Here is a 25,874-nt window from a genome sequence, read left to right on the forward strand (position 1 = left end):
AATTAGGCAGATAAGTAATCTTTTTTGAACTTTTCGATCTCAGATGCAGAAAAGAAATGCTTAGTGAATTTAGAAGTGAGCATTTCTTCAATGAGCGCTACTTTGGGATGAAAAGTACGTTTAAATTCAACAAGAAGAGGGGAGTACCACTTGTTATCGGCTTGGTTGTCATGCTGCACCTTTACTTCTTGTTGTAAAAAGGTGCTAATTGCTTTTTGTGACTGATCGAGTTTATCGACACGAACAACCATAAGAGAGAAGTTGTCCTTTTGGTAAACTTGATATCCAAGCTCATGATCAAAAGGGTGTGTAAACACGTCGATGCCAGTGAGTGGCTTGATTTCATTATCAAACCATTCCAATGGATATTGATGGTTTACATGCTCCTCAAAAGCTTCATGTAACAATTGAGAACGTTCAGAGCGTACTGCACTGTCATCGTTTAAGTACTTTGCCGCCATCCAGAATGGTAGGGATTGGAAGAACATGGATATGTTTCGACCAATCGGCTCACGCACTAAAGAAATGATGCGGACTTGTTTCTTACGCTTGAGCATGCGACTCATGATCAAGCGCTTTAATAAGCGCTTGATGTAGTTGGTCGCAGGGTTATGCAGTTGTGCACGAACTGGAGATATCTGTTTTTCTGCATCGATAGACATCAGATCGTGTAGATGAATCGATTTTGGAATCGATTTCTCCAACGCGCTCGACCCCACTTTTCCCATTTGATAAATCAGTACCGGGCTGTCCTGCTCCTTTAACAGTTGGTACCACTGCATGCTAAGGCTAATAGGCGTACTGCTGGACATAATTCGCTTCTCCTTCCTTTGATTTTGCCTTAGTAATCAGAACGCCAAGCGAAGGAACTGAGTGTTGAATTTGTTTAGATAGCGCTGCGTTAACCAATGATGCCTTGGTCGATTCTGATCGGATTACCGTAATTAATCCGTTTGCTTTCTTACCTAGAATGAGTGCATCGCTCACTGATAGCAGTGGAGGCGTATCAATAATGATGCGGTCATATTTCCCCTTGAGGTATTCGATCAATTTGTCGAAACGATCGGATGCCAACAACTCTTGTGGGTTTGGTGGAATAATCCCTGCAGGCAATACATCTAGATTCGCCTCCTCGCTGCGAACAATACACTCACTTAGCGATGTATCCATCGTAAGGATATTGGTGAGTCCAGGGCTCGACTCCGAGATATTAAAACGTTTGGCGATCGATGGTCTGCGTAAGTCGCAATCGATGATCAAGACTTTCTCCATGGTGGAAAAAGACACTGCCATATTGATGCTCGTTGATGTTTTGCCTTCTTCTGGAATAGCTGAAGTGAAAGGGAGCACTTTCTGTTTCGAGTTTGTTAATCTGAGCAGGAGAGAGGTTCTGACCGAGCGGCAGGCTTCGCTGAACAGTTTCTCATCTTTGTCGAGATAAGCGGTATAGCTCACCCCACCTTTGCGTAGATTACGCTTTTTCACTCTTGGTATTGTGCCTAGGCAGGTGACACCCAGCTTTTCTTGTACATCTGAAGAAGTACGAATCACTTCACGCAATGTTTCTAAAATGATGACAAGCGCACAGGCAATAGCAAAACCAAAGAAGGTTGCAATTAACACCAGCTTCATACGTTGTGGTGCAATTGGGAAAAGCGGAATGATTGCTGGATCAGTAAAACGCGCAGTGACGTTTTTGTAATCGCTAGTGGCGCTGGTCTCTTTCTCGCGGTTCAAAAACGCTTCATACAAATCTTTGTTCGATTCGACCTCTCGCTTCAGTTGCTCATACTTGGCTTTTTGGGAGCCTAACATTTGGAAATCTGACTTTTTGCTGTCTAATTCCGCGCGAAGCATATCTTCTTGCGCTTTCGCTGCGAGTAAGTCTTGTTGTTTGCTGAATGAGATTTCGCGAATCAGCTGTTGAGTTCGGGTGCGAATTGAATCTAGCTGAGCCCTAGCTTGAACCATACGGTCATGCTTTGGTCCATAGCGTTGAGAAAGCTCAGAGACATTTTTCTCAGCTTGAGCTTCAGAAAGTTTAAGATCGCGGATCTGCGCTTGGTTTGCAAATTCGTCGATAGACAGAAGGCTATCTAAGTCTTGTGAAGATTTACGCTTCAAAAGGTCGATCAGAGTCTGCGCTTCAATACGGTTATTAATCGCGGCATTTAACTTGCGGCTTAGCTCTTCGAGTTCACTGGCGTAGATATCATCAATACCATTGATATCAATAAGACCTTCTTGCAATAAGAAGTCTTGTAGCGCTTGCTCAGACGTTCTCAAGCGTTGTTCTAGCTTTTGTGAGTTATTGGTCAACCAAGTCGCTGCGTTTTGAGTAATTACTAACTTGGCTTCGAAGTTGGTATCGATGTATGCCTGACCGACGGCATTCGCAATCTTGGTAGCAAGCTCGGGATCAGTAGAGCGAAAGCGAATTTTCACTAGCTGAGTGTTACGTACAGGTTCGATCTCTAGCTTCTCTTTGAATGCTTGAAGAGCTTGGTAGTATGGCTTTGCATGCTGTTGAGTTTCTTCAGGGTTTGGAGACACTCGTAACACATCTTGTACTAGTGGGATGGACTTAATCTCATCGATTTTCTGCTCAAATCTACTTGACCCTGTGAACTCAGGGTGCTGGGTTAAGTTAAGCTGAGTAATCACTTTGTCGGCAATGTGATTTGATTTAAGAATGGCGATTTGAGTTTGAAAGTACTCTTTTTTAGTGGTGTCCACGCCGTACACTTCTTCAATTGAGAGTGCACTTTTTTGCTCTTCTTGAATAAGAAGGGTAGCAGTGGCTTGGTATACCGACTTTTTCGAATAGATATACCAAGTGCAAGTGAGAGAAAAGATGATGGTAAACGCTAAAATGCTTAACCAATTCTTTTTAAGTGTTCGGTAGTGATGCCCAAAACGAATCAACTCGATGCGATTGGAAGAAGGATGAGTAGAATGAATTCCGTTCATTGAATTGCCTGTCATTAGAAGAAGCTCTGATCGATAAATACAATGTCGCCAGGCTCTACCGAGCGCTGCATGTTGACGCTTTCAACAGTTTTACCTGTTGCATGTTGGGTAAGGTTGATACTTTTTCTTGATGCTCGGTCGGTCAAACCACCGGCTAGAGCGATCGCTTTTTCTATGGTGAGCCCTGGTTGATATTCAAACCCACCTGGTTTTCTTACTTCACCGTTCACATAGAAAAGTCGAAAGCTGTTGATTGTGACCATGACTTTAGGGTTAATGAGGTAATCACCTTTTAGCCCGGTTTCTATTTCGTATTTCAGCTGTTTTGGTGTTTTGTTGATCGCCTTGATGCGTCCTAGGTATGGGTAATCGAAGTAGCCATCTGACGTAATTAGGATGTTTTTTATCGTCAGATCTTCTTCGCCATACACTTGTACAGAAATGGTATCGCCTGTATCGAGCAAATAATCTTGCTCACTGGTATTTGCCGAAACAAAGGCGCTAAATAGAACCAGCGTTAAGCCAAGCAGCGTTGTTAAAAGGTTCATTGATATTCCTTGTTATAAAGAGAATCGGGCACTGATAGACCAAACGTTTTGGTCAAAACTATAGCCCTGCAAGTTGGAGTTTTTATCTTGATAGCGCCAATCTGCCTTAAGTAGTACCCAGCGCTTAATTTGATAATCCACACCTGCGGACAAGGCGTAGCGATCCTCGTGACGTGTGACGCCGGTATAGTCATCTTGCTGATAGAGCGCTTCTAACCGTGTGGTTAAGTAGCTGTTCCAATCTTGCTTGAGTGCTAGCGTATAACGAGTTTGCAAGTTGTAATCGCCATCCTGATCTGGACTAACCGCAGCTTGAGTCGTCTTTAAGGTCAGGAGCGTGTGTTCCTGTGGTTGCCATTCCAATCCGATATCCCAACTAAATCCCTCAAAGGTTTCTCTTTGATGACTATCGAAGTCCTTTATTTGGTAACCCAATCGCGCGATACCTTGTGTTTTCCCCGTGACTTCCCACTGAGCACCGGTGTAATAGAAGCCCGAGTGATTGTCTTTGGAAGGTACATTTGGATTATCTGTTTGATAATCTGTTAAGGTTTGTTTTGTTCCGATTAACCAATAAGTCCTGGGTGTGGCGCGCAAATAGAATTCGAGATGCGCGCTCGGCGCTCGAAAGTCGTTGTATTTGGTTTTAGAGTCAGGCTTTCCTGGCAGTCCATCACGGTAGTTCTGATAGGTTTTATCTTGGTAACCTATACCAAACTCAAATCGTCCTTTTGAACCGTCAGAGCCCAATATGTAATTGGATCTGAAAACATTGCGATGAAACTCCAACGGATCGGTAATTTGGTTGCCTTGCCCCTCAGTAAACTCTTCACCTTTTTCTTCATGCTGAGCGCGAAATTGGTAATCCAAGACCAAGCGGTTACGATGATTAAACTCAAAGAAGTTAGTGAATTGAATAAGATGATCATCGTAATCATTTTGTTCATCAGAGGAGAAGCCCGCGCTTAACTTATAAAGCAAGTCTGCACGGTATTGATTGCGTTCAATCTTTGTTAATAGGCTTGGCTCAACACCCCAAATATTTACTGATTCAACGTTTTCACCTTGGTCAGCTTTCGCAATGTTGTCATTGCCTTCATAAAACACGCCTACGGTAGGAATAAACTCAATGCCTGATTCGGTTCTGTAAGCCATCGGTTCTGCCATTGAAGCAGCAGAGCTTAGTACCAGAACAACCCCCAAGTACGTCTTTTTTATCATGATCGACTTAGTACGCATTTGAACCTGTAAATCCTTTGAATATCGTCAGGAAGATGATTTTGATGTCCATCCAAACTGACCATTGGTGGATGTAATCCAAATCGAACTCGACACGCTTTTCCATTTTATCGAGTGTATCGGTCTCACCACGGTAGCCATTGATTTGCGCCCAGCCTGTGATGCCTGGTTTTACTTTGTGTCTTAGCATGTAACGGTCGACGATTTGGCGATATTCCTCATTGTGTGAAACCGCATGCGGACGCGGGCCGACAATCGACATCGTGCCTTGCAGAACATTGATAAACTGGGGTAGTTCATCAAGAGAAGTGCGACGTAGGAACCCACCAAATGGTGTAATGCGAGGATCGTTTTTGGTGGCTTGTTTTACGTCGTTCCCTTGCTCCATCGTGGTCATTGAACGGAACTTCCAAACTTCAATTTTTCTGCCATCCAATCCGTAGCGGAATTGCTTAAAGATAACCGGACCTTTAGATGTAGCTTTAATGCCGATAGCAATTGCGAGTAGGATTGGTGAAATAAGAAGCAAGATAATGCTTGATAAAACAATATCTTCTAGACGTTTTACCCATGATGAAATACCAGCGAAAGGTGTATCGAAAACGCTGAGTGTTTGAACTTGACCTATTTGATCCCAACGAGAGTGCAGTAAGTTATAGGTAAAGAAATCAGGGATAAGGTAAGTGTTCGCCGTGGTGTCTGAAAACTGAGTCAGGAATGATGCAATACGCTCGTTAGCGTGCATTGGCATAGCGATATAAACGTAATCCACTTCACCGCGTTTAGCTCGTTCTAAGGCTAGACCAACATTGCCTTTTATTGGGTATTCGGATTCTGGCAATCGGTCTTTAGAGCGCTCATCGTAGAAACCATCAAATAAGACACCATGCTCTGTGTGGCTTTCTAGTTCATTTGCAAGTGTTAAGCCGTGTGGCGTTTGACCAATAATAATTGCAGTTCTAGTGTTGTAGCCCATCTTTCTCATGTATGCCAAGACCGCACGAAACGCAACGCGCCAAGAAAGAAGTAGTACTGGTGTAATTAAGAACCAAGATGCAAGAATGTAGCGCTCGAACAAGACATGTACTTGAGAAAAGTACAGAACCATAAACAGGAAGGTGCAGGTCACTAACCATGAAATGCACAGGATAAATATTTGTTCTTTAAATGAACTGGTGCGCCAAGAACGATATAGCTTTCCGCTCTCAGCCATGATGAGGAAAGAAACGCTGCCTACGAAAGATAGGATAACGTAATCTTTGTAGAGTGACGTGTTGGCATCTTTGACAACCAAAAACAGCATAAACGAGACGATGACTACGAGATCAGAGATGCGGTATAAAAATGCGAATTCCATCTCATGAGAACGTATGAGTCCTTTGTGTTTCATAACCTAATTTCCCTTAAGACACGCTACCGCCATTGGGTGTCGTTTCCCAATATCCGTGTCGTTAACGCTTTTTAGTGATAAATAAAATGTGTTTGTCGGTGACCGCAGAAAACCGATCTATCAATCACCATAATTCGGAAATTAGTTTAAAAATTCGCTCTGTTTAGGTAAGTGGAAATAAGAATGAAATTTAGACCTTCGGCTAATATTGGCAGTTTAGGAAAAACTTAATACTTGTCTGAGTAGGGCGGGTAAAAGTACTAATCGTAAAGGATTGAAAAGAAACTAAGGTTTTAATTTGCTTATGATCTATCGAATTAATTCTTAGGACGGAAAATTAATACGTTAGTTTCGGAAATAAAAAATCCCTCTCGAATGAGAGGGATTGGTAGCAAGCAAAGGTGAAAGAAGTTTTACTCGAAATCTACGCCGTTTTCTTTATGTAGTCGGCGGCATGCGCGACCATCGCTGTGGAATAGGTGACAACGATGTGCAGGGATACCGATTTCTAGTTTGTCACCAGACTCTACTGGTAGTGTATCTGGTTGACGGTAGATAACGTCTGCGTCCGCACCTTCTAGGTTTAGGTAAACTTGAGTCTCGTTACCTAGTTTCTCTACGATCATCACTTCACCGTGAATTGTCGCATCAGCGTCAACGGCTTGAACTAAGTGCTCTGGGCGAATACCTAGTGACATACGGTCACCGCGGTTCACCGTCGTACCATCTACTGGGATCCAGAATGATACACCGTTAGAAAGTTGTACTTTTACGCGCTCTGATTCGACTTCGTCAATGAAAACACTCATAAAGTTCATCTTTGGTGAACCAATGAAACCAGCAACAAAACGGTTTTGTGGGTAGTGGTAAAGCTCTAATGGCTTACCAACTTGTGATACATAACCACCATCAAGAACGACAATTTTGTCAGCCATTGTCATCGCTTCAACCTGATCGTGCGTAACGTAGATCATGGTACAACCAAGCTGGCGTTGTAGCTTCGTGATTTGCGCACGCATGTTTACACGCAGTGCTGCGTCCAAGTTTGATAATGGTTCATCAAGAAGGAATACATCTGGTTGAGACACAAGCGTACGACCGATCGCAACACGTTGACGTTGACCACCAGAAAGTGCTTTTGGTTGACGCTCTAGCAGGTGACCCAACTGTAGAATTTCTGCTGCGTGTTCAACACGCTTATCGATTTCAGCTTTGTCAGCTTTTGCTAGTTTCAGACCAAATGACATGTTGTCATATAGGTTTAGGTGTGGGTAAAGAGCATAAGACTGGAACACCATACCAACACCACGTTTGGATGGTTCTACGTCATTCATGCGCTGGTCACCAATATACAAATCACCTGAAGTAATGTCTTCAAGACCGGCAATACAACGTAGCAGGGTAGATTTACCACAACCTGATGGACCTACGAAAACAACGAATTCACCTTCGTTGATCTCTAGATCTACGTTCTTAGAAATCAGTACGTCGCCATACGCTTTACAAACATTTTTTAACGTGACACTCGCCATGTAGCTCGTCCTCGATCAATTTTTATTATTCACCGCTCATCATTATATGAATTATCTAGCGAGCAGTAACAGTAGGAATCGGTAAGTTATTGGGATTGGTAAGAAAAACAGGGTAGCGCTCCAAATGTCCTGAACTGGAGCACTACCCATCATAGCCAAATACGAGTTTCTCTCCCCCACATTATTCGTGTTGTCTCCCCCGTGAAATAATTACCACAAACAACACCAATAATGACATTCCACTCGTATGGCAATGAAAAACCAGCAAATCTTTTCACCTATAGGGTAGGTACTGCTGGGAAAGGGTTCTTACCATCCACTCTTGGATGACTGCAGTTTCTAAGATTGTGTTCACTGCTACATCCTCCTAATCGAAATAATTGTAGGGGGAGTAGGCGGGGAGGAGTCAAAAAGGAGGAATAGAGTGGGAGTTGGGCTGAAATCACATTATTGCGTGACCTAAAGTTGAAACCGATCACAGGAAGCATTCATTTTGTGATTTGAGTCTCTAACCCTTGGCGATTCAGATCACGAAAATACGTCATAATTGCAAGGGCGTAGGGATTAGGAGGATGAGACATATAGGATTATTTCAGATGATATATGTCGAAATACGGCTGAACCTCAATGGACTAGCCCTACATCAAAAATATAAAAAGGATACGAACATGAAAAAATTAAGCGCTGTAGCACTAGGTACTCTTGTTGCTTTGGGTTCTTTTGGTGCTAATGCTGCCATAGAAGAAGGACAACTGACTATCTGGATCAACGGCGACAAAGGCTATAACGGTCTTGCTGAAGTTGGTAAGAAGTTTGAAGAAGACACTGGCATCAAGGTAACAGTGGCTCACCCAGACGGTCTACAAGACAAGTTCCCTCAAACTGCAGCGACAGGTGATGGTCCTGATATCGTATTCTGGGCTCACGACCGTTTCGGTGGCTACGCAGAATCTGGTCTACTAGCTGAAATCAAACCATCTAAAGAAATTCAAGACGGCATCGTTGATTTTGCATGGGATGCAGTTCGTTATGACGGCAAACTTATCGGTTACCCAGTAGCAGTTGAGTCTCTATCTCTAATCTACAACAAAGACCTTGTTCCAAACCCACCTAAGACTTGGGAAGAAGTAGCAGCGCTAGATGCGAAGCTTAAGAAAGACGGTAAGTCTGCGATCATGTGGAACCTAAAAGAACCGTACTTCACATGGCCACTAATGGCAGCTGATGGCGGCTACGCGTTTAAATACACATCTGAAGGTTACGACATTAAAGATGCTGGTATCGCGAAAGAAGGCGTGAAAGACGCGATGAACTTCGTTAAAGGTCTAGTAGACAAAGGCGTAATCTCTGCGGATATGGACTACTCAGTATCTGAGTCTGCGTTCAACCAAGGTACTGCAGCAATGACTATCAACGGTCCGTGGTCTTGGGGCAACATCGAGAAGTCTGGCATCAACTACGGTGTAACAACACTGCCTAAATTCCAAGGTCAGTCTTCTAAGCCATTCGTTGGTGTACTAACTGCTGGTATCAGCACTGCATCACCTAACAAAGACCTAGCGGTAGAGTTCATCGAGAACTACTTACTAACTAACGATGGTCTACGTATGGTTAACAACGACAAGCCTCTAGGTGCAGTAGCGCTTAACTCGTTCCAACGTGAGCTAGATTCAGATACTCGTATCGCAGCAACAATGGACAACGCGATGAACGGCGAAATCATGCCAAACATCCCACAAATGAACGCATTCTGGGGTGCAGCTAAGAACGCTATCATCAACGTTGTTGACGGTCGTCAAACTGTAGATGCTGCTCTAGCAGATGCAGAAAAACAAATGACTAAATAATTCAGTAATACCCTTTTTAAGGAGGGGGCAACTCCTCCTTACTTTTCTATATTTATCCTATATTCGCTAGCAGGTTCCCTATGCAGTCAGTTCAAGGTACAGATGCTATGACAGCACCAGAAGCCAGCCTACCAAGCAGCAAGAAAGTGTTCACCAAATGGGCACTATTGGGCACAGTCGGCATTATCAATGGCTACGCAACTATCTTAATGTATTCTCGCGGTGAGATTGCGTTTGCGCTACTTACGATTATTCTAACCGCATTAGCGCTATTCATTTTTGGTAGTAAGAAAACTTACGCTCACCGATACATCTACCCTGGTATTGCCGGGATGATTCTATTCATCCTGTTCCCTTTGGCATATACCGTCGGTCTGGCGTTTACTAACTACAGCGCGAAAAACCAGCTTTCTTTCGATCGTGCACAGACTGTACTGTTAGACAGAACTTATCAGAGTGGTGAAAGTTTTCCATTCACTCTGTACAAGACTGAGCAAGGTCACCAAATTGTTGTGAAGAAAGGCGACGAGCTATTAGCAACGCCAACCTTCCAACTTGACGGCTTCTCTGCAACGGATCTTGTTTTAGCGCCTATCACTGAAGCGACTGGTGACAAAGAGCCAATCAAAACTATCGTTAAGAACCGCAGTGCACTAAGCAGCGTTGACTTGCACCTTCCAAGCGGCGATGACATTCGTATGAGCGGTCTACGTAAGTTCGCAGCTGTGGTTCCGCTATACACACTTCAAGATGATGGCGAATCACTGTTCAACAACCGTACTCAAGAACTATTGCGTCCAAACATGGATGTGGGTTACTACCAACCCGTTGATGAGAATGGTCAGTTTGTTGGCAACACAGTTTCTCCTGGTTTTGTCGTAAACATTGGTACAGATAACTTTGAGCGAGTTTGGAAAGACGACGGCATCAAAGAGCCTTTCATCAGTATCTTCATCTGGACGGTCGTATTCTCAATCCTGACGGTTGTGTTCACGCTAGTTATTGGCTTAGTTCTAGCGAGTGTTGTTCAGTGGGAGGAGCTCAAAGGTCGAGCAGTGTACCGAGTACTATTGATTCTGCCTTATGCGGTTCCGGCGTTTATCTCAATCCTAATCTTTAAAGGTCTCTTCAACCAAAGCTTTGGTGAGATCAACATGGTATTGAACGCTATCTTTGGTATTAGCCCATCTTGGTTCTCTGACCCATTCCTAGCGAAAACCATGGTAATGATCGTGAACACTTGGCTTGGTTTCCCTTACATGATGATTCTATGTATGGGTCTACTAAAAGCGATTCCTGATGACCTTTATGAAGCGTCTGCAATCGATGGTGCGAACTTCGTCCAAAACTTCATGAAAGTAACGTTACCTATGATGATTAAACCTCTGACTCCACTACTGATTGCGAGCTTTGCGTTTAACTTCAACAACTTTGTAATGATTCAGCTATTGACTGGCGGTGGTCCAAACATGATTGGTACTTCAGAGCCAGCGGGTTACACCGACCTACTAGTAAGCTACACGTACCGTATCGCGTTTGAAGGTGCAGGTGGTCAAGATTTCGGTCTAGCAAGTGCAATCGCAACGCTTATCTTCCTATTGGTTGGCGCGCTAGCACTATTGAACCTACGTTTCACTAAGCTATCTCAGGACTAAGGAGTAACGACCATGGCTATAGTACAAGGTAAATCTTTAAAGTACCGTGTATGGGCGACCCATATTGCTCTTTGGGCTTTCCTGTCACTGATTATTTTCCCACTGCTGATGATCATTGCGATCTCATTCCGTGAGGGTAACTTTGCAACGGGTAGTCTGATTCCAGACAACCCATCGCTAGAGCACTGGAAGTTAGCACTAGGCTTCTCGGTAACAAATGCAGATGGTTCTGTAACACCGCCTCCATTCCCAGTACTAACTTGGCTTTGGAACTCAGTAAAAGTTGCGGGTATCACGTCAATCCTTATCGTGGCACTGTCAACAACTTCGGCTTACGCGTTTGCACGTCTACGCTTCAAAGGTAAGAACACCATCTTGAAAGCGATGATGATCTTCCAAATGTTCCCGGCGGTACTTGCGCTTGTGGCTCTTTACGCATTGTTTGACAAACTAGGTCAGTACATTCCGTTCCTGGGGTTAAACACGCACGGTGGTTTGATCTTCTCTTACCTAGGTGGTATTGCACTGCACGTGTGGACCATTAAAGGTTACTTTGAGACGATTGATAACTCGCTAGAAGAGGCCGCGGCATTGGATGGTGCTACGCCATGGCAAGCGTTCCGTTTGGTACTACTACCACTATCTGTGCCAATTCTAGCTGTAGTGTTCATCTTGTCATTTATCGGTGTTGTAGGTGAGGTACCGGTAGCATCTCTACTACTTTCTGATGTAAACTCCTACACACTAGCAGTTGGTATGCAGCAGTACCTATACCCGCAGAACTATCTATGGGGTGATTTCGCAGCTGCAGCAGTATTGTCTGCACTACCAATTACAATCGTATTCTTGCTTGCACAACGCTGGTTAGTCGGTGGTCTGACAGCTGGTGGTGTGAAAGGATAATCTCAGTTGGTCTCTGAGAGAAAAGAATAACTAGAAAAGGGCGACCAAATGGTCGCCCTTATATTTAGCATCGATATTACGCTTTTGGTTTGGCCGCCGATCAGTAATATCAGGCTTTATTGGCGTTACGCATAGCTGGCTGTTAGCTTAGTTCCTTACGCTTTAATCACTAACAGTTTCTTGTAACCATAACCTGAGTCTCGACTCAGGTTTTTTTATACCCGTAGAATCTCTATGCTTTCTTGTTTCCGACACAGACTAACCAGTTTGCAATGGATTACACAGTGACATCAGAATGCCCTGCGTATCACTTCACAGAATTAATTTAAGCGTATTTAGAGGGAAGGGGCTGGATTTTCTGAGAAAGCGTTAAAACTCGCGGCTAGAGGGAGCACAGCCTACATATTGAAGTAAGGTATATAAACTTTCTTGCTGTAGAGCAACACGGCGGAATAGATCGGCAAAAGTTGAGTCACCACCAAAACAAGTTTGTATGTAATGGTTAATTTCTTCTTCGTTATAGCCTTCGACATACATGGTTCTGACCCACTGATATTCGACCGCTTTTAAATTGGTTAATGTATTTTCACTTAATGTGGTCTTTTTTAAGCTCAAGATCCAAACTCTACCCAACACCAAAATTGTGGGTGGATTTAACCAAATCAAAGTGAAAGATTTATGACAATTTGAACCTGGCATGAAGTGAATGACAGAACCATGACATTACTTCACGGGTACACCCAAGTGTCTGGAGGACACTTGGGTATATAAGTTGATTTATTTGAGATATTTGACGTGAGCTTCCATTTCTTCGCCAATCTGCTTGCGCATATTCATTAGGCGAATAGCCGATTGTTCGAGCGCTTTATCTTCTTCAGACTCCGGTTTCCACTTAGGAACATCAGTTGGCTTTCCGTCTTCGTCAACCGCAACCATGATGACGATGCAATGTGTTGTAAGGCGGTTTTTCAATTCTTTTGGATCGCTGGCTTGTACATCAATAGCAATGTGCATTGAACTGCGCCCCGTATAAATGACCTTGGCACTGACCTCGACTAAATTCCCAACATGAATTGGGGCGACAAAGCGAATACCACCAGCGTACGCGGTAATGCAGTATTTTCCACTCCAAGCTGCACTACATGCGTAAGCTGCTAAATCGATCCACTTCATTACGGCGCCGCCGTGTACTTTGCCACCGAAGTTTACGTCTCCAGGTTCTGCAAGAAAACGAAGGGTAATGTCTCTTTGACCACTGCTCATCTGTCATTCCTTTGTGCGTTGTTTAGCTTCAATGTAACAGCAATGCAACGACTCTTAAATACGTCAGCAAAACATTTATCACATCAGTGTCGTTTCGAGTTGGATTAAGTAATCCGAAAGCTGGCTAAAAATCCTTCAAAAATCGAGTTTTATCATTTTATAGATAAAACATAAGTCACACTTATTAAAAAAATACACTATTGATAAAAAGCGCACTAATTCAATTAATTGAATATCTGTTTTGTTGGTTATCTTACTTTTGAGAATGATGTGTCTTTGTTTGTAAGGGTTGTGTAAGGACCTGTAATTGTGGAATGAATATCACATAATTTCATTTGTGAATAAATATTCATTCGGAATGCTGTTTGGTGATTGTTTGCTCAATTGCATACGGTTTAATTATTTCGTATGGTTCTGACCGTTTTTAAATAACACTTTATGGTTAGTCTCTTGTTCCGTGTTTTAAGTCTTAGTTTAGCTATCTCACTAATTAGTATAAAGATATATGCAGGGGTGGACTCTGGGTATCTGTATGCTTCAGGATTTGGTGACGCTGAACATGTCGCTCTAAAAGATGCTAAGAAGCAATTGGCACTTAACTTGATTAGTGTTATCGAAGTGAATGAAAAGTCATCTATTGTTAAGACTTCCCATGGTGTCGACTCCTCTTTTTCTCAGGATTCATCCATACATTCACTTCCAATTGAAATCCCTCACTTGGAAGTTTTAAGTCATGAATGTGGCGAGAAAGGTTGTGAGTATCGCTATCGGCTGAGTAAGAAAACCTGGCAGAAACAGATTGAGCATGATTTGACGGTCTCGTACCAAACGGCTGCGATAAAACTTAAAAATCTCAACAACAACTGGCGTGGTGTGAAGGACTACTTTCATGCTGAAGAGCTAATGACGAAAAGTGCCGTTCAGCTCGATGTGCTCGGTATTTTAGATTCTGATGCTGCACAGTCATACCGTGCACAACACCTACAGATTAGCGAAACGATGAACGCGAAGAGAGAAATGCTCTCGATTTCGTTTGTCGCATCGAATGATGCTTTTTCTCATCAAATTCACGAGTTGCTATCACGTCACGCATTTGCGTCGAATCATGGTGGCATCTCCGTTTATATCAAGACGAAATCCCAGCAGGGACGACAAGGGAAAGACTTTGTCGCCAAGCAAAGTATTCAACTTAAAGTCTTCGATTCAAATTCATCTCATATGGTGACCCAAAAGGTGATCACCGTGTTAGGTAAATCCCAAGCTAGCTCTGCGGCGGCAAAACACGCTGCTGAGCAAAAAATAATTAAAAAGCTTACTAATAAATCTATCTATTCAGTATTGATCTAAAGGATACAGAAATGTTTAAAAAAACAGTCATGGCTTCTCTATTTGCTACCGCACTAGCAGGTTGTTCTTCAATGCCAGGTATGGAGTCTGCGACGGTTGACCGCAACGAAATGAGTGCAGCTCTTGTTAAATCTTGTACTGAGCTAGGCTCTGAGTACACACCAGTATCTTACGCTGTAGACAAAGTATCTAAAGTGATGGTGTCGATTCAAGAGCGTCAATGTGCTGTATTCCAAGACTACCGCACACTAGCAGACAAGCATGCAGACGTAGCAGGTTTCCTAAAGATCAATGCTGATAAGAGTGATGAAGAGCTTCTTGTTGCGATGAATGAATTCGATGAAGGCAAAGCTGAAAACAAGAAAATTCGCCCACAAGTTGAAGCGTACAAAGCGGCGTCTGATTCAATCTTTGACAAGAACGTTGAGCTAGCGAAAGACATCGCGCTTGAGGCAGCTGAAATTGCAATTATTGCTTCAGACAACGCGGCAGTAATTGCGCAAGATTCTGCAATGGCGGGTTTAGGCAACGCACTTTCTTTCCTATCGAATGAGTCTGAAGAAGAAGGCGAAGCGGATGCAGAAGCAAAAGAAGAAGTGCCAGTTGTTGAAGCTTACAACGAGATGAAAGCACGTTCTCTTCTTGTTTACGACGCAAACGACATGATTTCTCTAGACCAAAACACAATCGAGCAACTAGAGAACCTAGACAAAGTTTTAGCAGAGAAAGTTAAGTCGTAATGAAATATTCAAAGATCGCAACACTTGTCGCTGCTGGTCTTGTTTTGGCTGGGTGTAATAGCACGCCCAGCCAACAAACTTACGCAGTTGAGAGTAACGCAGGCAACTCGTCTTTAATCATTGGTAAGTCAGCGTTTGAATTCACCAACAGTGACATCGAAGTTCCAGCATACTTCAACACTCAAGGTCTTCAATTCTGTACTTACGAAGCAAACGAGAAAGACAGCCGTTGTCCGTTAGCAAAAAAGACTATTCGCCTTTACTTCGGTGACGTTCAAACTGACGTTAGCGAGAACCTTCAAGGCAAATCTGCCGATGTATTCAATGCAATGCATTCAAGTATTGGTAAGTTCGAAACGAAAGCGCTTGAGAACACGTTAGAAAACCAATTTGCGGGTGTGAACCGTTTCCGTATCTTGACGCGTGACACTAAGTCAGTAAACGCGGCGATGGAAGAGATTCTTGCCGATGAAGGTGCAGCAAAAGTCGCACAAAAAATGAGTGGTCGTGACAAGTTATCGACGGACTACATCATGAAGGTCGACGTGCTTAAAACTGGCGATATGCTCTTTGGTTCTACGCAGTCTTTATTCCAAACATCAATGGAAATGACGACGGGTGTTATTGACCCGTACACTCGTGAAAAGCTGAGCTACCCGAATATCGGTAAGATCCGCGTTTCTAACTTTGATGTTCGTGATAAGGAAAGCTTCACAACCGTAATCGCAAATGGTGACTACTACCGCGGTTTTAACTACACCAGTAGTAAAGACGTTGATTCTGTGATGAACGAAATGGCGTCACGTGGTTTCGATATCATGTTGACTCGTCTGCTAAAAGAGATGCCAGCAACAGCACAAGTTATGGGCATTAAAGGCGACCGAATCTCGCTAGATCGTGGTCAAAATGCTGGTGTATTACCAAATGAAACCATGGTTGTATTTGAGTACAGTGCAGGTTTTGTTGAGCCAATCGGTGTGGCGACGGTTAACCCTAGCCAACAAAGTGCTCAAGGCAAAATTGTCCGCTGGAAAGACAGTAAGCTTGCTGATCAAGTGAAAGACGAAGCTGCGCAGGGTATTTACCGTCCAGATCGTCAGCGTCGAATCTTTGCAGTTAGCGTCGGTGTCCCGATGGAATTCATGAAGGAACGCAGCACATGGGCGCAAAAGGGATAAGTCTTAGTCTTACCCTCGGTGGATTGCTTTCGGCTGCACCTGCAGCTGCGCTTGAACTTGATAAGAGCCAGTCAACACTGGCTCTTGTTGAGCAGGGGTGCGCATATGGTCGTGGTGCGTTAGCGATAGAGGGGGCGAAAGCGGATGCGATCAATAACCTGCGACTGTTTTTAAACGGGCAGGTTTCACTTTCTTTATCTTCTGAAGATTCCGAATTACTCAACGAACAGTTTAATCAAGCTGCTCGAGAAATGTTAGTAACTGGAATCGAGAGAGGGATGATCACTGCGGATTTTGGGCAACCTGAGATCTACGGCGATGATACCTGTGTGAATGTGCGTCTTATGCCACCAACGCAAACAGAAGAAGACTCAGACGAGGGTATTGTTTGGGGTTCTGACTCGACGGTTTCTGTTGTGGTCATCGGTGAGGGTATCCCGAACGCTAAGCAAGGTTTAAGTGCGCGCCAAGCGGCTGAGCAAGATGCATTTCGTCGTGCTATCAGCCAAGTTTTGGGCGTGATGGTTAAATCTGGCTACCTTCAGCAAACCTATTCAAGCATGTCGGCAAATGCGGTCAGTGATGACTTTAACTTGCATGATGTGGCTGTCCAATCCTTATCAATGCAATCGCAAGGTATGATTACTGGTTGGAGCGAAATTTCTAGCCAAACTAAACCAAATGGTGTGCTTGTCGTGACGCTCGATGTGTCTGTTGAACGCCAAAAGGTTGAGGCTAAGATCGCTCAACTTATCAAGAGTCTAGGGCAACCTGCCGTTTACGTGGATGCGCACCTTCCGGTTGTTCAAACCACGTTCAGTAGCTCTCTTGCTCAGATGGGCTTCGATCTCTCTGGTACTCCAGAGCAGGCAACCATCATTCTTCAAGTTCAAGAAAAAGAGAAAGTGACGCCTTCCGGCTTGCAGTTGGAATTGGCGGCTAAGCTATTAGACCGAGCGGGTAATGAATACGGTAATTGGCACAACGATCCAACACTGATGACCCTTCCTAACAAAGAGGGGATGCTGAATGAACTAGCGTCAGTGCACTTGGCTGTCGATCAAAACCAGAAAATGCTGACTCAAGCGTTACATAGCGCCGTCCAAAAAATGGCAATGCGTGGTGGCCCGGTTAGAGAATTGATCTTTACGCCGAAAGCGGCGGGTCAACAAGGTCAACTTTATACCTTGCTTAGTGCGATTAACGGCGTTTCTGATATCAAGATTGAAAGTCGTTCTGGCAAGGTGATTGTCCGACTTCGCTCATTAAACAACGCCAATGACCTTGCTCAGTTTATCCAGCCAACGTTGCGCATTCATCAGCCAAATTATCAGTCCAAGCTACGTGTTTTGAACGATTACCAAATCAACGTGCTTTAAGACCTCTACAGGATATTTATGTTTAAAAAAACACTTCTTTCATTGGTACTAGCAAGTGCCTTTGGTTCTGCACATGCAAATGTAGATTTTGACCTTAATGATCTCGTTCCTGCAACCGATGCACCTTCTGAAACACAAGCTGTAAATACAGATGACGTAAAAGAGGTGGGTGATCTAGTTGTGGCGGCAGACCCGAAAGCCGCGGTACTTGTTGCTCACCAAAGCCTGATCGAAGACGAAGGTGATGGCGTTAAGATGATCGCAGTTGGCTCGGGTATCGGTATTCTATCTACGGGTTCTGGTAGCTACGAAACTTACGAAAACCGTAACGCGACGTTGTTATCTAAGCGTGGTGCATACATGAAAGCTTTCCAAATTGCGAAAAAGCAATTAGTGGAAAACATGGAAGGCATGAGCAACATGTGTGCGACAGCGATCAACGAAACCATGGATGTGATTGATACTGCGACAGAAGGCGCGGCAAACACCACAAGCATGATGAGCGATAACTGTGCTGAGTCAGTAAAAGGCGCGTTGGCAGGTTACGTGACGTTCGATGTGTATGATGATCCAAGTGAAAACCTAGTTCGTGTTAGTTTGATTTCAACGCCGAAAACACGTGAGCAAACGAAGCGTAAAGTGGGCGCTCTGACTCAGACTACAGAACCAAACGTGATTTTCAAACAAATCATCGCTGATCTGCAGGCGGGTGTGATGCCTCCTGTTGGTGCGAAAGTGATTACCAACGCTGAAACGGGCGAGTCGTTTGTACTTGGTTTCGGTTCTTCGATCATTCGTGACAACAAGAATAAGAGCGTGAAACGCAAGCTGCTTGGTATGTCTAAATCTCAAGCGCAAGCAAAAGCGAGAAACGGTCTGATTGCAGTAATGCAAGGTGAACAAGTTTACTGGGAAGGTGGTTTCACAGAGAACCAGTTAGAGAAGAATGAACAGTTCGAGTACCCACCTGAGAGCGTTAACCCAGCAGATGCGAAAGTATTGGCAGAAGACAAACATACGTTCATGAACAACATCAAGAGCTTTGATTCGTACAAGTCATTTGCAGCGGGTCAAGTTCCTCCAGGTGTTTCTGTTAAAACCTTTAAGAGCAGCGATGGTGACTGGATGTTAGCCGTTGCGGTTTATGCCCCTTCTCTAGAGGCGACGGCAAAGCAAGCAGCTGCAGAAAACAAAAAGCGCGTTCGTGAAGGTCAAAACGCAAGCTCAGACCACAAAATTTCAACAACCGGTGGTCTGACTGACGGAAGCAACAATACTCAAGGACCATCTGGTCAAGTGAGTAACGCAAATGATCTGTAACCACAGATACTTGCTTGTTCTGGTAGGCCTTTTAGGTCTACCAGTTTTTGCTTCCGACTCTCATTCTTGGTCGTTCAACGGCACGGATTATGAGCTTAAAACCAGTGACTCAGAAGTGTCAGTTGAAGTGAAAAGACAGCATGAACTGACCACGAAACAAATGAAGTCATTGTGTCGTAAAGGGCTCGGTTTAGAGCTTCGCAAAAAATACGAAGACAAGTTGCTTGAAGGTGGTTTCATTCGTGAAACTTTAGATTCGTGGCCTTTTGCGAGTCTAACTTACGAACTGACCAATATTCAGTTTTCTTCAGTGAGTAAGAGTCAAGCTCAGTGCCGTGCGAATGTGAATGATACTGGCTACAAAACCAATCTCCAAACCACAGCGCTGAACTATGCCGTTGCGTATTACTCAACAAAGCAGTACCAGCACATCAAGCCGATATTACCGTTGATCATCAAAGAACCTAGCGTTGCGATGGATGCCGCAGGTTTGGTCACCTTGCTCTTATCTCAATCAGACGTGACCAAAGCTGAAAACTACTATCAACAGTATGTCGATGTTCCCGCAATTTCCAACAGTGAAATCAAACACTGGCTAGCTCAATGGCAGTTTGAGCAAGGAGAACTTGAGGAAAGCTTGTTCATCGCAAAGCAGTGCTCAAGCAAAGAATGCGAGCGTTTGGTGATAGACATTGAAGATCAAATGTTTGAGCAACAAGCTGAGAGTGTCGGAGATCTGTCTTCTTATTTCTGATTTAACAAATTACGGTAACTCAATTTATGAAATTGAAATATTGCGCACTGGCTGCGTTGTTAAACCTAATTGTGATGCAACCAAGTTTTGCAAATGATCCTTTTGCTGAACTGGACCAAGAAATCGAACAATTAACCGCTGATGATACGGATGAGTTTGAGCAATGGTATGCCGCCCAAATTCAAGAGTTCAATCAATGGCAGCAAGCTTACTTAGCGGATTGGGACAAAAAACAGAAAGCCTCTATTCAAAAATGGGGTGACACCAAAATACCTTCTCCGGATGTGGTAGTGGTTTATGACGAACAACATAACGCACGAACCGTTGTTGATTTGGAGAAAGGTGAGATTACGGTTAGCTACTTACCGCCTGCGGAAGAAGAAAAAGCCGAAGCTCCAGTTGTTGAAGCTGAAGTCGTCAATGCCGTTATCGAGAAAAACGCCAAGGTGTTTGAAGAAGTTGGTGTAACTCAACCTAAAAAAGCCGAGCCAACAATGGTTTTCGTTGAGGAAATTAAAGTAGAACCAAAGACTTTCGAAGAGGTGAAGAAAGAGATTGAGGCGCAAACTGAGCGCCAAATGAGTCAACTTGACATCTTTGCTGCTGAGAAAAGTGCAGTGTTAAGTGAACAAAAGCAAGAGCAAGTGATTGTTCAGCAAAAACAACAAATGGTGAAGCTGGAAGAAAAACGCATTGCTGCTGTGAAGCAAGAATTAGCTCAGCAAGAAAAGCAGCTAAAGCAACAGCCTAAAAAGATTGTTGAGTATAAGGTCAAGATTCCAAAATCATCACTGGCGAACCGCGCCAATCAGTACCTTCCTGCGATTCAACAAGAAAGTGCAAAGCGAGAACTACCGCCTGCACTTGTTTTGGCAATCATGCACGAAGAGTCGCATTTCAACCCGAAAGCAAAATCTCATGTGCCAGCATACGGGCTGATGCAAATCGTGCCGACAACCGCTGGTCATGACGTGAATAAGCTATATCGCGGTAAAGATAAGCCGATGAAAGCGAATGACTTATACGATCCCAATTTGAATATCGAAACTGGCACAGCGTATCTAAAAATTCTTCAGAGTCGATACCTAAAAGGCATTAAAGACCCACAAAGTGCGACTTACAGTGTGATCGCGGCTTACAACACCGGGTCAGGTAATGTGGCCAAAGCATTTGGTGAGCGACGTGTTTCTAGTGCGATTAAGAAAATCAATACCATGAGTTCTGATGAAGTATATGAGCACCTTATCAAGAACTTACCTTATAACGAGACTCGCAAATATCTCAAAAAGGTCAACGATAGAATGAAAACCTATCATGCGCAGTCCAACTCAATTATCTAAAAGGAATTGAAGATGAAATATCAAATTCTTACCGCTGCAATCAGCGCAGTGATCTTATCTGGTTGTGCGAGTCAAAGTGGTTCTGAAAACACGGCGAAAGTGGAAACCAACAAAGGCAGCAATGTGCCTAGCTGGGTACTAAACCCAACTTCAGCGAATGGCTTTGCAGCGTCAAACTGTGTTACGGCGTCAGGTAACTTTTCTGTTGATCGTAACCACGCTATCTCTCTAGCACGTAACACGCTTGCGCAAAACCTTGATATTAAAGTCAGTGTGTTAGAGAAGAACTATCAAAAAATTGATAGCTCAGTTGACGGTCAAACCTCTGGCACATCTTTTGAGCAAATCGCTAAGCAAATAACTAATACTTCAATTCAAAAGAGCCAAGTTGAGCAAGTATCACTGGTTGAAATTGGTGGTGTAGAGCAAATTTGTGCGCTAGTAGTCATGCCAAAGATTGAATCAGAAAAGATGTTTAACTCTGCTGTAACGGCAGGTACGGACATTGATCCAACGGATAAAGCGGCGCTATACAAAGAGTTTGTGAGCCAAAAGACAAGCAAAGAATTGGAACAGCAGGCTGAAGCCCTTTAATCCAAATGAAAGCAAAAAGAAAAGAGCCATGATGGCTCTTTTCTTTTTAGTTGCTATGAGCTCGTTGCAGTTTGAGCTTCTGGGTCGATGGCTTTGCCTTTTCTGTGTACTTTAATTTGCGACAAGATAACGCCAGAGATAACCAGCATGCCGCCAATGATGTGGTAAACATGAACTTCTTCGCCGAGCATGGTTGAAGCGAGAGCTACCGAAACCACAGGCATCAGGTTCATGAACATGGCACTTGAGTCTGCACCAATCAAGTCAATCGCTTTTACCCACATCAATGGAGCAAAGATAGACGCGGCAATACCAGCGTAAGCAATTAAAGGTAATGCGCTTTGGCTTGGTAGAAGTTGATCGCTGCTTAGCCACAATGGCGCAAGCATAACCAATGAGAAAAAGCCTTGCATGTAAACCAAAGTCATACTGTTGAAAGGCATCTTCCAGCGTTTTAGTAACACACAGTAAATTGCGTAGCAAAGCGCAGCCAGCAGCATCAAGCTGTCACCTTGCGTCATATCTTGATGCAGGAAGTAGGTGATATCGCCGTGCCCTAACATAAACGCCAAGCCGCCTAATGAAACCACGCCACCTGCCACGCTCAGCATGGAAATCGACTTGCCAAGTAAAGGTACACTCAAGAAAACACTGATCAAAGGAACGAGAGACGTAATCAGTGCCATATTAGAAGCGGTCGTTGTTAGCCCTGCGTAATAACCTAGGGATTGGTTTAGCACCATGCCTAATAGTGCGAGGAAAGCCAATTTAGCCAAGTATGGGCGAATCACATGACGTTGTTTGATCACTGCTGGTAAGCAAAATGGCGTTAAAAGTACCATAGCAACAAACCATCGGTAGAAACTCATTGCGCTAGGTTCGATTGCACTTGCTGCCATTTTATTTACGATGGAATTCCCACCCCAAATCATGACAGTAAAAAACGGAAGCAAATAAACCATGAGAACCTCATCGCAGAATAATTAATGGCGCTAGTCTGACAGGTCTTTATAATGAAAAGTATCTCTGGAAAGACATCGTAAGCGATAGGAAGACAAATTTGAAAAAGAGCACAAGGAATCTTCATCCGTCATTATCAATCGATAGAGCACCATCAGATGTGTTTATGAATTTTGAAGCCTTTTTGTCGAATACAGAAACTCGCATTCACAGCCACCCGTGGGGACAAGTTCAACTGATCAGTGGCGGTATTCTAGAAATGGATGCGGAAGACACACGTTTCTTAGCGCCTCCGCATCTTGCGATTTGGGTACCGGCTGGGATCCGTCACACCAGTTATAATCGTAAGCCTTTGGAATACTGCTCGTTAAATATCGACCCAGAGTTGACTCAGCACTTTCCATCCAAAACGAGCTTGATCAAAGTGACGCCCATTGTTTCGGCGATTGTGGAAGACTTTCGCCAACGTGATATTAATGTTGCTAAGAGCGAAGAAGATAAACGCCTCGTTCAGGTCTTGTTGGATCAGCTAGCCAAACAAGAAGTCGAACATCACTTTTTGCCAACCACAGACAACAAATATCTGGAGCCAATTCTTAAAGCCGTCGAAGAAGCGCCAACTGATGAAATTAGCTTGGGGGAATGGGCGGAAAAGGTTCATACCACGGAGCGCACTTTAGCTCGCCATTGCCAAAGTGAGTTAGGGATGAGTTTTACCGAGTGGCGATTGCGAGTGCGTTACTTGCATTCGATGGAGTTGTTAAGGAAGGGGCAAACCGTAAAAGAGGTGGCGTTGACATTGGGTTACAACCAGGCCAGTCCTTTTATCGCCATGTTTAAGAAATACTCCGGCATTACACCGGAGCAATATAAGAACCGCTTGTTATAGCTGAGTAAGCACGTAATCTAAACCACCTACAACTGCTGCAACTTGAGCGTCGTTACACTCTTCATCAGTGACTTTCGGGCTGTCTGGGTAAACTTCTGTTGTAGTGCCGTAAGTGCAGTTGGTGACGCCGCCACACAGACCCAGTTTCACCATTGGGTAATTAATCACACCAAATTGCACCACTGGCGAACCAATGATTTCGCCTTTATCGTCAGCAGGTGCAATGTGCGTTACTTTCGCTACTGACTCGATGACGGCTTTTTGGAACTCAGGTTGCGGGTTTTCTGTATCGCCCACCGTGTAGAAACCATCTGGGATCATGCCTTCGATGTATTCAAGACCATCACGTGCTGCAAGTGCAGGGCGGAATTCGGTCTCGTCAGAATCGGTGGTTTCGTGCAGGTCGATGTGCATTAGAACATCACCTAAGGTCGCAACAAGCTTAATCAAGTTAGCTGACTCTTCCGCAGGGCTATTTGCGTAGAAAGAGCGGTTTGGGTCAATCGCATTTGGATTCCAGCGGTTGATCACCTCGTACCCCCAAGGGCTGACACATGGTGCAACGACAATATTGAAGTGTTCTGCATAACGCTCTGCCTGCGTATCAACAAACTTCAGCGCACCATGTACGCCACTTGTCTCGTAGCCATGTACGCCGCCAGTTACTAAAACAACCGGTTTTGCAGCATCCCAGTTACGAGTCTTGATACAAAACAGAGGGAAGCGTGCTTCGTCGTAAGAGAGTGCGCCGTATTGCTCAACATCAAAACGCTCGCGAAGAGCATCAATTTTGGTCACGACTTCTTCTTGGTAGCTACGTTTTACGTCACGTTGCTCACGCCAAGCTTTACGTTCTGCTTCACCCCATGACTGACCTGGGGTACCAATTGGGTAAGTGTATCCGCTTTTCATCTATACTTTTTCTTTTGTGTGCGTGAAAGGTAAGACAAGACTAGTCCTGTCTCAAAGCCACGGCAATAGAAAACACAATTTGTGACCTTATTCTTTGCGAAATCATAACTTTGCTGAGTAGTTTATTGGTGTTACATTTTGTTACTTATTCAATTCCATAAAAGAGATAAATAAATGGCTGGAGCAAGTTTACTAACACTGTTGGATGACATTGCAGCTGTATTGGATGATGTCGCGTTGATGTCGAAGATGGCGGCGAAAAAGACCGCTGGTGTACTGGGCGACGATTTAGCGCTAAATGCGCAACAGGTGTCTGGCGTAGCGTCAGAACGAGAAATCCCGGTGGTTTGGGCGGTGGCAAAAGGGTCGTTTAAAAACAAACTGATTCTAGTGCCATCGGCGTTGTTGATCAGTGCCTTCATTCCTTGGCTGATCATGCCATTACTTCTCATTGGTGGTTTGTTTCTTTGCTTTGAAGGGGCTGAGAAGATCTTAGAAAAGCTTTTTCCTCATGCGCACCAACATGAAGAGAAGAAAGAAGAGCTCAATACCGGAGAATCGGTTGAAGAGTACGAGAAGAGAAAGGTCGCCGGTGCGATTCGTACTGACTTTATCCTCTCTGCAGAAATCATCGTGATTGCTTTGGGTACGGTGACAGGCTCAAGCATCGTAACGCAAATTCTTGTGGTCAGCTTAATCGCGGTATTGATGACCATTGGTGTTTACGGCTTAGTCGCTGGCATCGTTAAGCTTGATGACTTAGGTTTTTACCTAGAACGCACATCAAATGGTGAAGGACTGAAAGCCAAGCTAGGTGGAGCGTTAGTGGCGTTTGCGCCTAAGTTGATGAAGATGCTTGCTGTGGTGGGTACTGCGGCAATGTTCCTTGTTGGGGGCGGTATTGTTGTCCATAACGTGCCTGCAATTCATCATCTGATTGAACCGATCATCATGGATTTCCGTGGTCATACGATTGCGACGGCGATTGTGCCGACATTGCTTAATGGTGTGATTGGTGTCATCGCTGGCTTGGTTGTGGTTGCAGCTTGGACTTTAGTAGAGAAAGTTCGTGGTAAATAATTACTCTGTAGACAGTAGACAGTAGACAGTAGAC

At 44.1% G+C, this 25,874-nt stretch carries 23 protein-coding genes; 13 read left to right on the forward strand and 10 right to left on the reverse strand.

The annotated features are described in order from the left end of the window. Positions 1-2: 2 nt before the first annotated feature. The 6 genes from NL647_RS01665 to malK all read right to left on the reverse strand — a co-directional run bounded on the left by NL647_RS01665 (position 3) and on the right by malK (position 7,679). On the reverse strand, positions 3-812 hold the full coding sequence (locus NL647_RS01665; protein WP_017188677.1) for a putative capsular polysaccharide synthesis family protein: 810 nt from the start codon (positions 810-812) through the stop codon (positions 3-5). Then, a complete protein-coding gene (locus tag NL647_RS01670; protein WP_253649528.1) occupies positions 790-2,985 on the reverse strand; it encodes a polysaccharide biosynthesis tyrosine autokinase in 2,196 nt (731 codons plus the stop codon). Before NL647_RS01670 ends, NL647_RS01665 begins: the two co-directional genes overlap by 23 nt. Continuing rightward, entirely contained in the window at positions 2,985-3,518 is a 534-nt protein-coding gene (locus NL647_RS01675; protein ID WP_005453398.1) for a polysaccharide biosynthesis/export family protein, read from the reverse strand. Before NL647_RS01675 ends, NL647_RS01670 begins: the two co-directional genes overlap by 1 nt. 12 nt (positions 3,519-3,530) lie before the next feature. Next, positions 3,531-4,739 carry an outer membrane beta-barrel protein gene (locus NL647_RS01680; protein ID WP_253649529.1) on the reverse strand — a complete coding sequence of 403 codons (1,209 nt, stop codon included), beginning with the start codon at positions 4,737-4,739 and terminating at the stop codon, positions 3,531-3,533. A gap of 7 nt (positions 4,740-4,746) precedes the next feature. After that, on the reverse strand, positions 4,747-6,147 hold the full coding sequence (locus NL647_RS01685) for an undecaprenyl-phosphate glucose phosphotransferase (protein ID WP_005453401.1): 1,401 nt from the start codon (positions 6,145-6,147) through the stop codon (positions 4,747-4,749). Positions 6,148-6,560: 413 nt separating this feature from the next. After that, positions 6,561-7,679, reverse strand: a complete 1,119-nt coding sequence (gene malK / locus NL647_RS01690) for a maltose/maltodextrin ABC transporter ATP-binding protein MalK (RefSeq protein WP_005453403.1) — start codon at positions 7,677-7,679, stop codon at positions 6,561-6,563. A 668-nt stretch (positions 7,680-8,347) separates the two neighbouring features. Between malK and malE the strand changes: the two genes are divergently transcribed. The 3 genes from malE to malG all read left to right on the forward strand — a co-directional run bounded on the left by malE (position 8,348) and on the right by malG (position 12,084). Next, positions 8,348-9,526, forward strand: a complete 1,179-nt coding sequence (gene malE / locus NL647_RS01695; protein WP_005453405.1) for a maltose/maltodextrin ABC transporter substrate-binding protein MalE — start codon at positions 8,348-8,350, stop codon at positions 9,524-9,526. 80 nt (positions 9,527-9,606) lie between these two features. Continuing rightward, positions 9,607-11,181 carry a maltose ABC transporter permease MalF gene (malF, locus tag NL647_RS01700; RefSeq protein WP_253649530.1) on the forward strand — a complete coding sequence of 525 codons (1,575 nt, stop codon included), beginning with the start codon at positions 9,607-9,609 and terminating at the stop codon, positions 11,179-11,181. 12 nt (positions 11,182-11,193) lie between these two features. Next, entirely contained in the window at positions 11,194-12,084 is an 891-nt protein-coding gene (malG, locus tag NL647_RS01705) for a maltose ABC transporter permease MalG (protein WP_005432001.1), read from the forward strand. A gap of 369 nt (positions 12,085-12,453) precedes the next feature. Here malG and NL647_RS01710 read toward each other — a convergent pair whose 3' ends face one another. Both NL647_RS01710 and NL647_RS01715 read right to left on the reverse strand, forming a co-directional pair. After that, on the reverse strand, positions 12,454-12,699 hold the full coding sequence (locus NL647_RS01710; protein WP_005453409.1) for a hypothetical protein: 246 nt from the start codon (positions 12,697-12,699) through the stop codon (positions 12,454-12,456). A gap of 162 nt (positions 12,700-12,861) precedes the next feature. Next, complete coding sequence (locus NL647_RS01715) at positions 12,862-13,347, reverse strand: acyl-CoA thioesterase (RefSeq protein WP_005453411.1); 486 nt, start codon at positions 13,345-13,347, stop codon at positions 12,862-12,864. Positions 13,348-13,797: 450 nt separating this feature from the next. Here NL647_RS01715 and NL647_RS01720 point away from each other — a divergent pair, with 450 nt between their 5' ends. The 8 genes from NL647_RS01720 to NL647_RS01755 are packed head-to-tail and all read left to right on the forward strand — an operon-like array spanning position 13,798 to position 21,999. Continuing rightward, positions 13,798-14,694 (forward strand): hypothetical protein, encoded by an 897-nt coding sequence (locus NL647_RS01720; protein ID WP_234331539.1) that lies wholly within the window; start codon positions 13,798-13,800, stop codon positions 14,692-14,694. Between the two features lie 11 nt (positions 14,695-14,705). After that, the gene (locus tag NL647_RS01725; RefSeq protein ID WP_009697141.1) at positions 14,706-15,434 is read left to right on the forward strand and encodes a hypothetical protein; all 729 of its coding nucleotides are present in this window, start codon (positions 14,706-14,708) and stop codon (positions 15,432-15,434) included. Further along, the gene (locus NL647_RS01730) at positions 15,434-16,612 is read left to right on the forward strand and encodes a hypothetical protein (RefSeq protein WP_154202357.1); all 1,179 of its coding nucleotides are present in this window, start codon (positions 15,434-15,436) and stop codon (positions 16,610-16,612) included. Before NL647_RS01725 ends, NL647_RS01730 begins: the two co-directional genes overlap by 1 nt. Next, on the forward strand, positions 16,594-17,991 hold the full coding sequence (locus NL647_RS01735) for a hypothetical protein (protein ID WP_017188683.1): 1,398 nt from the start codon (positions 16,594-16,596) through the stop codon (positions 17,989-17,991). Before NL647_RS01730 ends, NL647_RS01735 begins: the two co-directional genes overlap by 19 nt. Before the next feature lie 18 nt (positions 17,992-18,009). Beyond that, positions 18,010-19,311, forward strand: a complete 1,302-nt coding sequence (locus NL647_RS01740; RefSeq protein WP_005453420.1) for a hypothetical protein — start codon at positions 18,010-18,012, stop codon at positions 19,309-19,311. Then, a complete protein-coding gene (locus NL647_RS01745; protein ID WP_038214212.1) occupies positions 19,301-20,065 on the forward strand; it encodes a hypothetical protein in 765 nt (254 codons plus the stop codon). The genes NL647_RS01740 and NL647_RS01745 overlap by 11 nt, the downstream gene beginning before the upstream one ends. A 26-nt stretch (positions 20,066-20,091) precedes the next feature. Beyond that, complete coding sequence (locus tag NL647_RS01750) at positions 20,092-21,405, forward strand: transglycosylase SLT domain-containing protein (RefSeq protein ID WP_017819342.1); 1,314 nt, start codon at positions 20,092-20,094, stop codon at positions 21,403-21,405. Between the two features lie 12 nt (positions 21,406-21,417). Then, entirely contained in the window at positions 21,418-21,999 is a 582-nt protein-coding gene (locus NL647_RS01755; protein WP_017819341.1) for a hypothetical protein, read from the forward strand. A gap of 53 nt (positions 22,000-22,052) precedes the next feature. Here the strand turns inward: NL647_RS01755 and NL647_RS01760 are convergent, their stop codons facing one another. Next, positions 22,053-22,961, reverse strand: coding sequence for a DMT family transporter (locus tag NL647_RS01760; RefSeq protein ID WP_154202359.1), 909 nt, complete (start codon positions 22,959-22,961; stop codon positions 22,053-22,055). A 98-nt stretch (positions 22,962-23,059) separates the two neighbouring features. On the opposite strand from NL647_RS01760, the gene NL647_RS01765 reads away from it, so the two are divergent. Further along, positions 23,060-23,848: a helix-turn-helix domain-containing protein gene (locus NL647_RS01765; protein ID WP_005453431.1), complete on the forward strand. Its 789-nt coding sequence runs from the start codon at positions 23,060-23,062 to the stop codon at positions 23,846-23,848. Here the strand turns inward: NL647_RS01765 and NL647_RS01770 are convergent. Then, positions 23,843-24,760 carry a M14 family metallocarboxypeptidase gene (locus NL647_RS01770; RefSeq protein WP_005453433.1) on the reverse strand — a complete coding sequence of 306 codons (918 nt, stop codon included), beginning with the start codon at positions 24,758-24,760 and terminating at the stop codon, positions 23,843-23,845. The two genes, NL647_RS01765 and NL647_RS01770, sit on opposite strands and share 6 nt — an antisense overlap. A gap of 174 nt (positions 24,761-24,934) precedes the next feature. Here NL647_RS01770 and NL647_RS01775 point away from each other — a divergent pair, with 174 nt between their 5' ends. Next, positions 24,935-25,840 (forward strand): DUF808 domain-containing protein, encoded by a 906-nt coding sequence (locus tag NL647_RS01775; protein WP_009697135.1) that lies wholly within the window; start codon positions 24,935-24,937, stop codon positions 25,838-25,840. Positions 25,841-25,874: the final 34 nt, after the last annotated feature.

It is taken from the genome of Vibrio sp. Y29_XK_CS5, assembly GCF_024181835.1.
Lineage (GTDB): Bacteria > Pseudomonadota > Gammaproteobacteria > Enterobacterales > Vibrionaceae > Vibrio > Vibrio harveyi.

What these genes read in the sequence shown, in the direction of transcription:
- malG (WP_005432001.1), top strand. Translation starts at nt 11,194, where the DNA reads ATGGCTATAGTACAAGGTAAATCTTTAAAGTACCGTGTATGGGCGACC.
- NL647_RS01750 (WP_017819342.1), top strand. Translation starts at nt 20,092, where the DNA reads ATGAAATTGAAATATTGCGCACTGGCTGCGTTGTTAAACCTAATTGTG.
- NL647_RS01680 (WP_253649529.1), bottom strand. Translation starts at nt 4,739, where the DNA reads ATGATAAAAAAGACGTACTTGGGGGTTGTTCTGGTACTAAGCTCTGCT.
- NL647_RS01775 (WP_009697135.1), top strand. Translation starts at nt 24,935, where the DNA reads ATGGCTGGAGCAAGTTTACTAACACTGTTGGATGACATTGCAGCTGTA.
- NL647_RS01715 (WP_005453411.1), bottom strand. Translation starts at nt 13,347, where the DNA reads ATGAGCAGTGGTCAAAGAGACATTACCCTTCGTTTTCTTGCAGAACCT.
- NL647_RS01735 (WP_017188683.1), top strand. Translation starts at nt 16,594, where the DNA reads ATGGGCGCAAAAGGGATAAGTCTTAGTCTTACCCTCGGTGGATTGCTT.
- NL647_RS01755 (WP_017819341.1), top strand. Translation starts at nt 21,418, where the DNA reads ATGAAATATCAAATTCTTACCGCTGCAATCAGCGCAGTGATCTTATCT.
- NL647_RS01740 (WP_005453420.1), top strand. Translation starts at nt 18,010, where the DNA reads ATGTTTAAAAAAACACTTCTTTCATTGGTACTAGCAAGTGCCTTTGGT.
- NL647_RS01685 (WP_005453401.1), bottom strand. Translation starts at nt 6,147, where the DNA reads ATGAAACACAAAGGACTCATACGTTCTCATGAGATGGAATTCGCATTT.
- NL647_RS01725 (WP_009697141.1), top strand. Translation starts at nt 14,706, where the DNA reads ATGTTTAAAAAAACAGTCATGGCTTCTCTATTTGCTACCGCACTAGCA.
- NL647_RS01665 (WP_017188677.1), bottom strand. Translation starts at nt 812, where the DNA reads ATGTCCAGCAGTACGCCTATTAGCCTTAGCATGCAGTGGTACCAACTG.
- NL647_RS01745 (WP_038214212.1), top strand. Translation starts at nt 19,301, where the DNA reads ATGATCTGTAACCACAGATACTTGCTTGTTCTGGTAGGCCTTTTAGGT.
- NL647_RS01770 (WP_005453433.1), bottom strand. Translation starts at nt 24,760, where the DNA reads ATGAAAAGCGGATACACTTACCCAATTGGTACCCCAGGTCAGTCATGG.
- malE (WP_005453405.1), top strand. Translation starts at nt 8,348, where the DNA reads ATGAAAAAATTAAGCGCTGTAGCACTAGGTACTCTTGTTGCTTTGGGT.
- NL647_RS01675 (WP_005453398.1), bottom strand. Translation starts at nt 3,518, where the DNA reads ATGAACCTTTTAACAACGCTGCTTGGCTTAACGCTGGTTCTATTTAGC.
- malK (WP_005453403.1), bottom strand. Translation starts at nt 7,679, where the DNA reads ATGGCGAGTGTCACGTTAAAAAATGTTTGTAAAGCGTATGGCGACGTA.
- NL647_RS01760 (WP_154202359.1), bottom strand. Translation starts at nt 22,961, where the DNA reads ATGGTTTATTTGCTTCCGTTTTTTACTGTCATGATTTGGGGTGGGAAT.
- NL647_RS01730 (WP_154202357.1), top strand. Translation starts at nt 15,434, where the DNA reads ATGAAATATTCAAAGATCGCAACACTTGTCGCTGCTGGTCTTGTTTTG.
- NL647_RS01670 (WP_253649528.1), bottom strand. Translation starts at nt 2,985, where the DNA reads ATGACAGGCAATTCAATGAACGGAATTCATTCTACTCATCCTTCTTCC.
- malF (WP_253649530.1), top strand. Translation starts at nt 9,607, where the DNA reads ATGCAGTCAGTTCAAGGTACAGATGCTATGACAGCACCAGAAGCCAGC.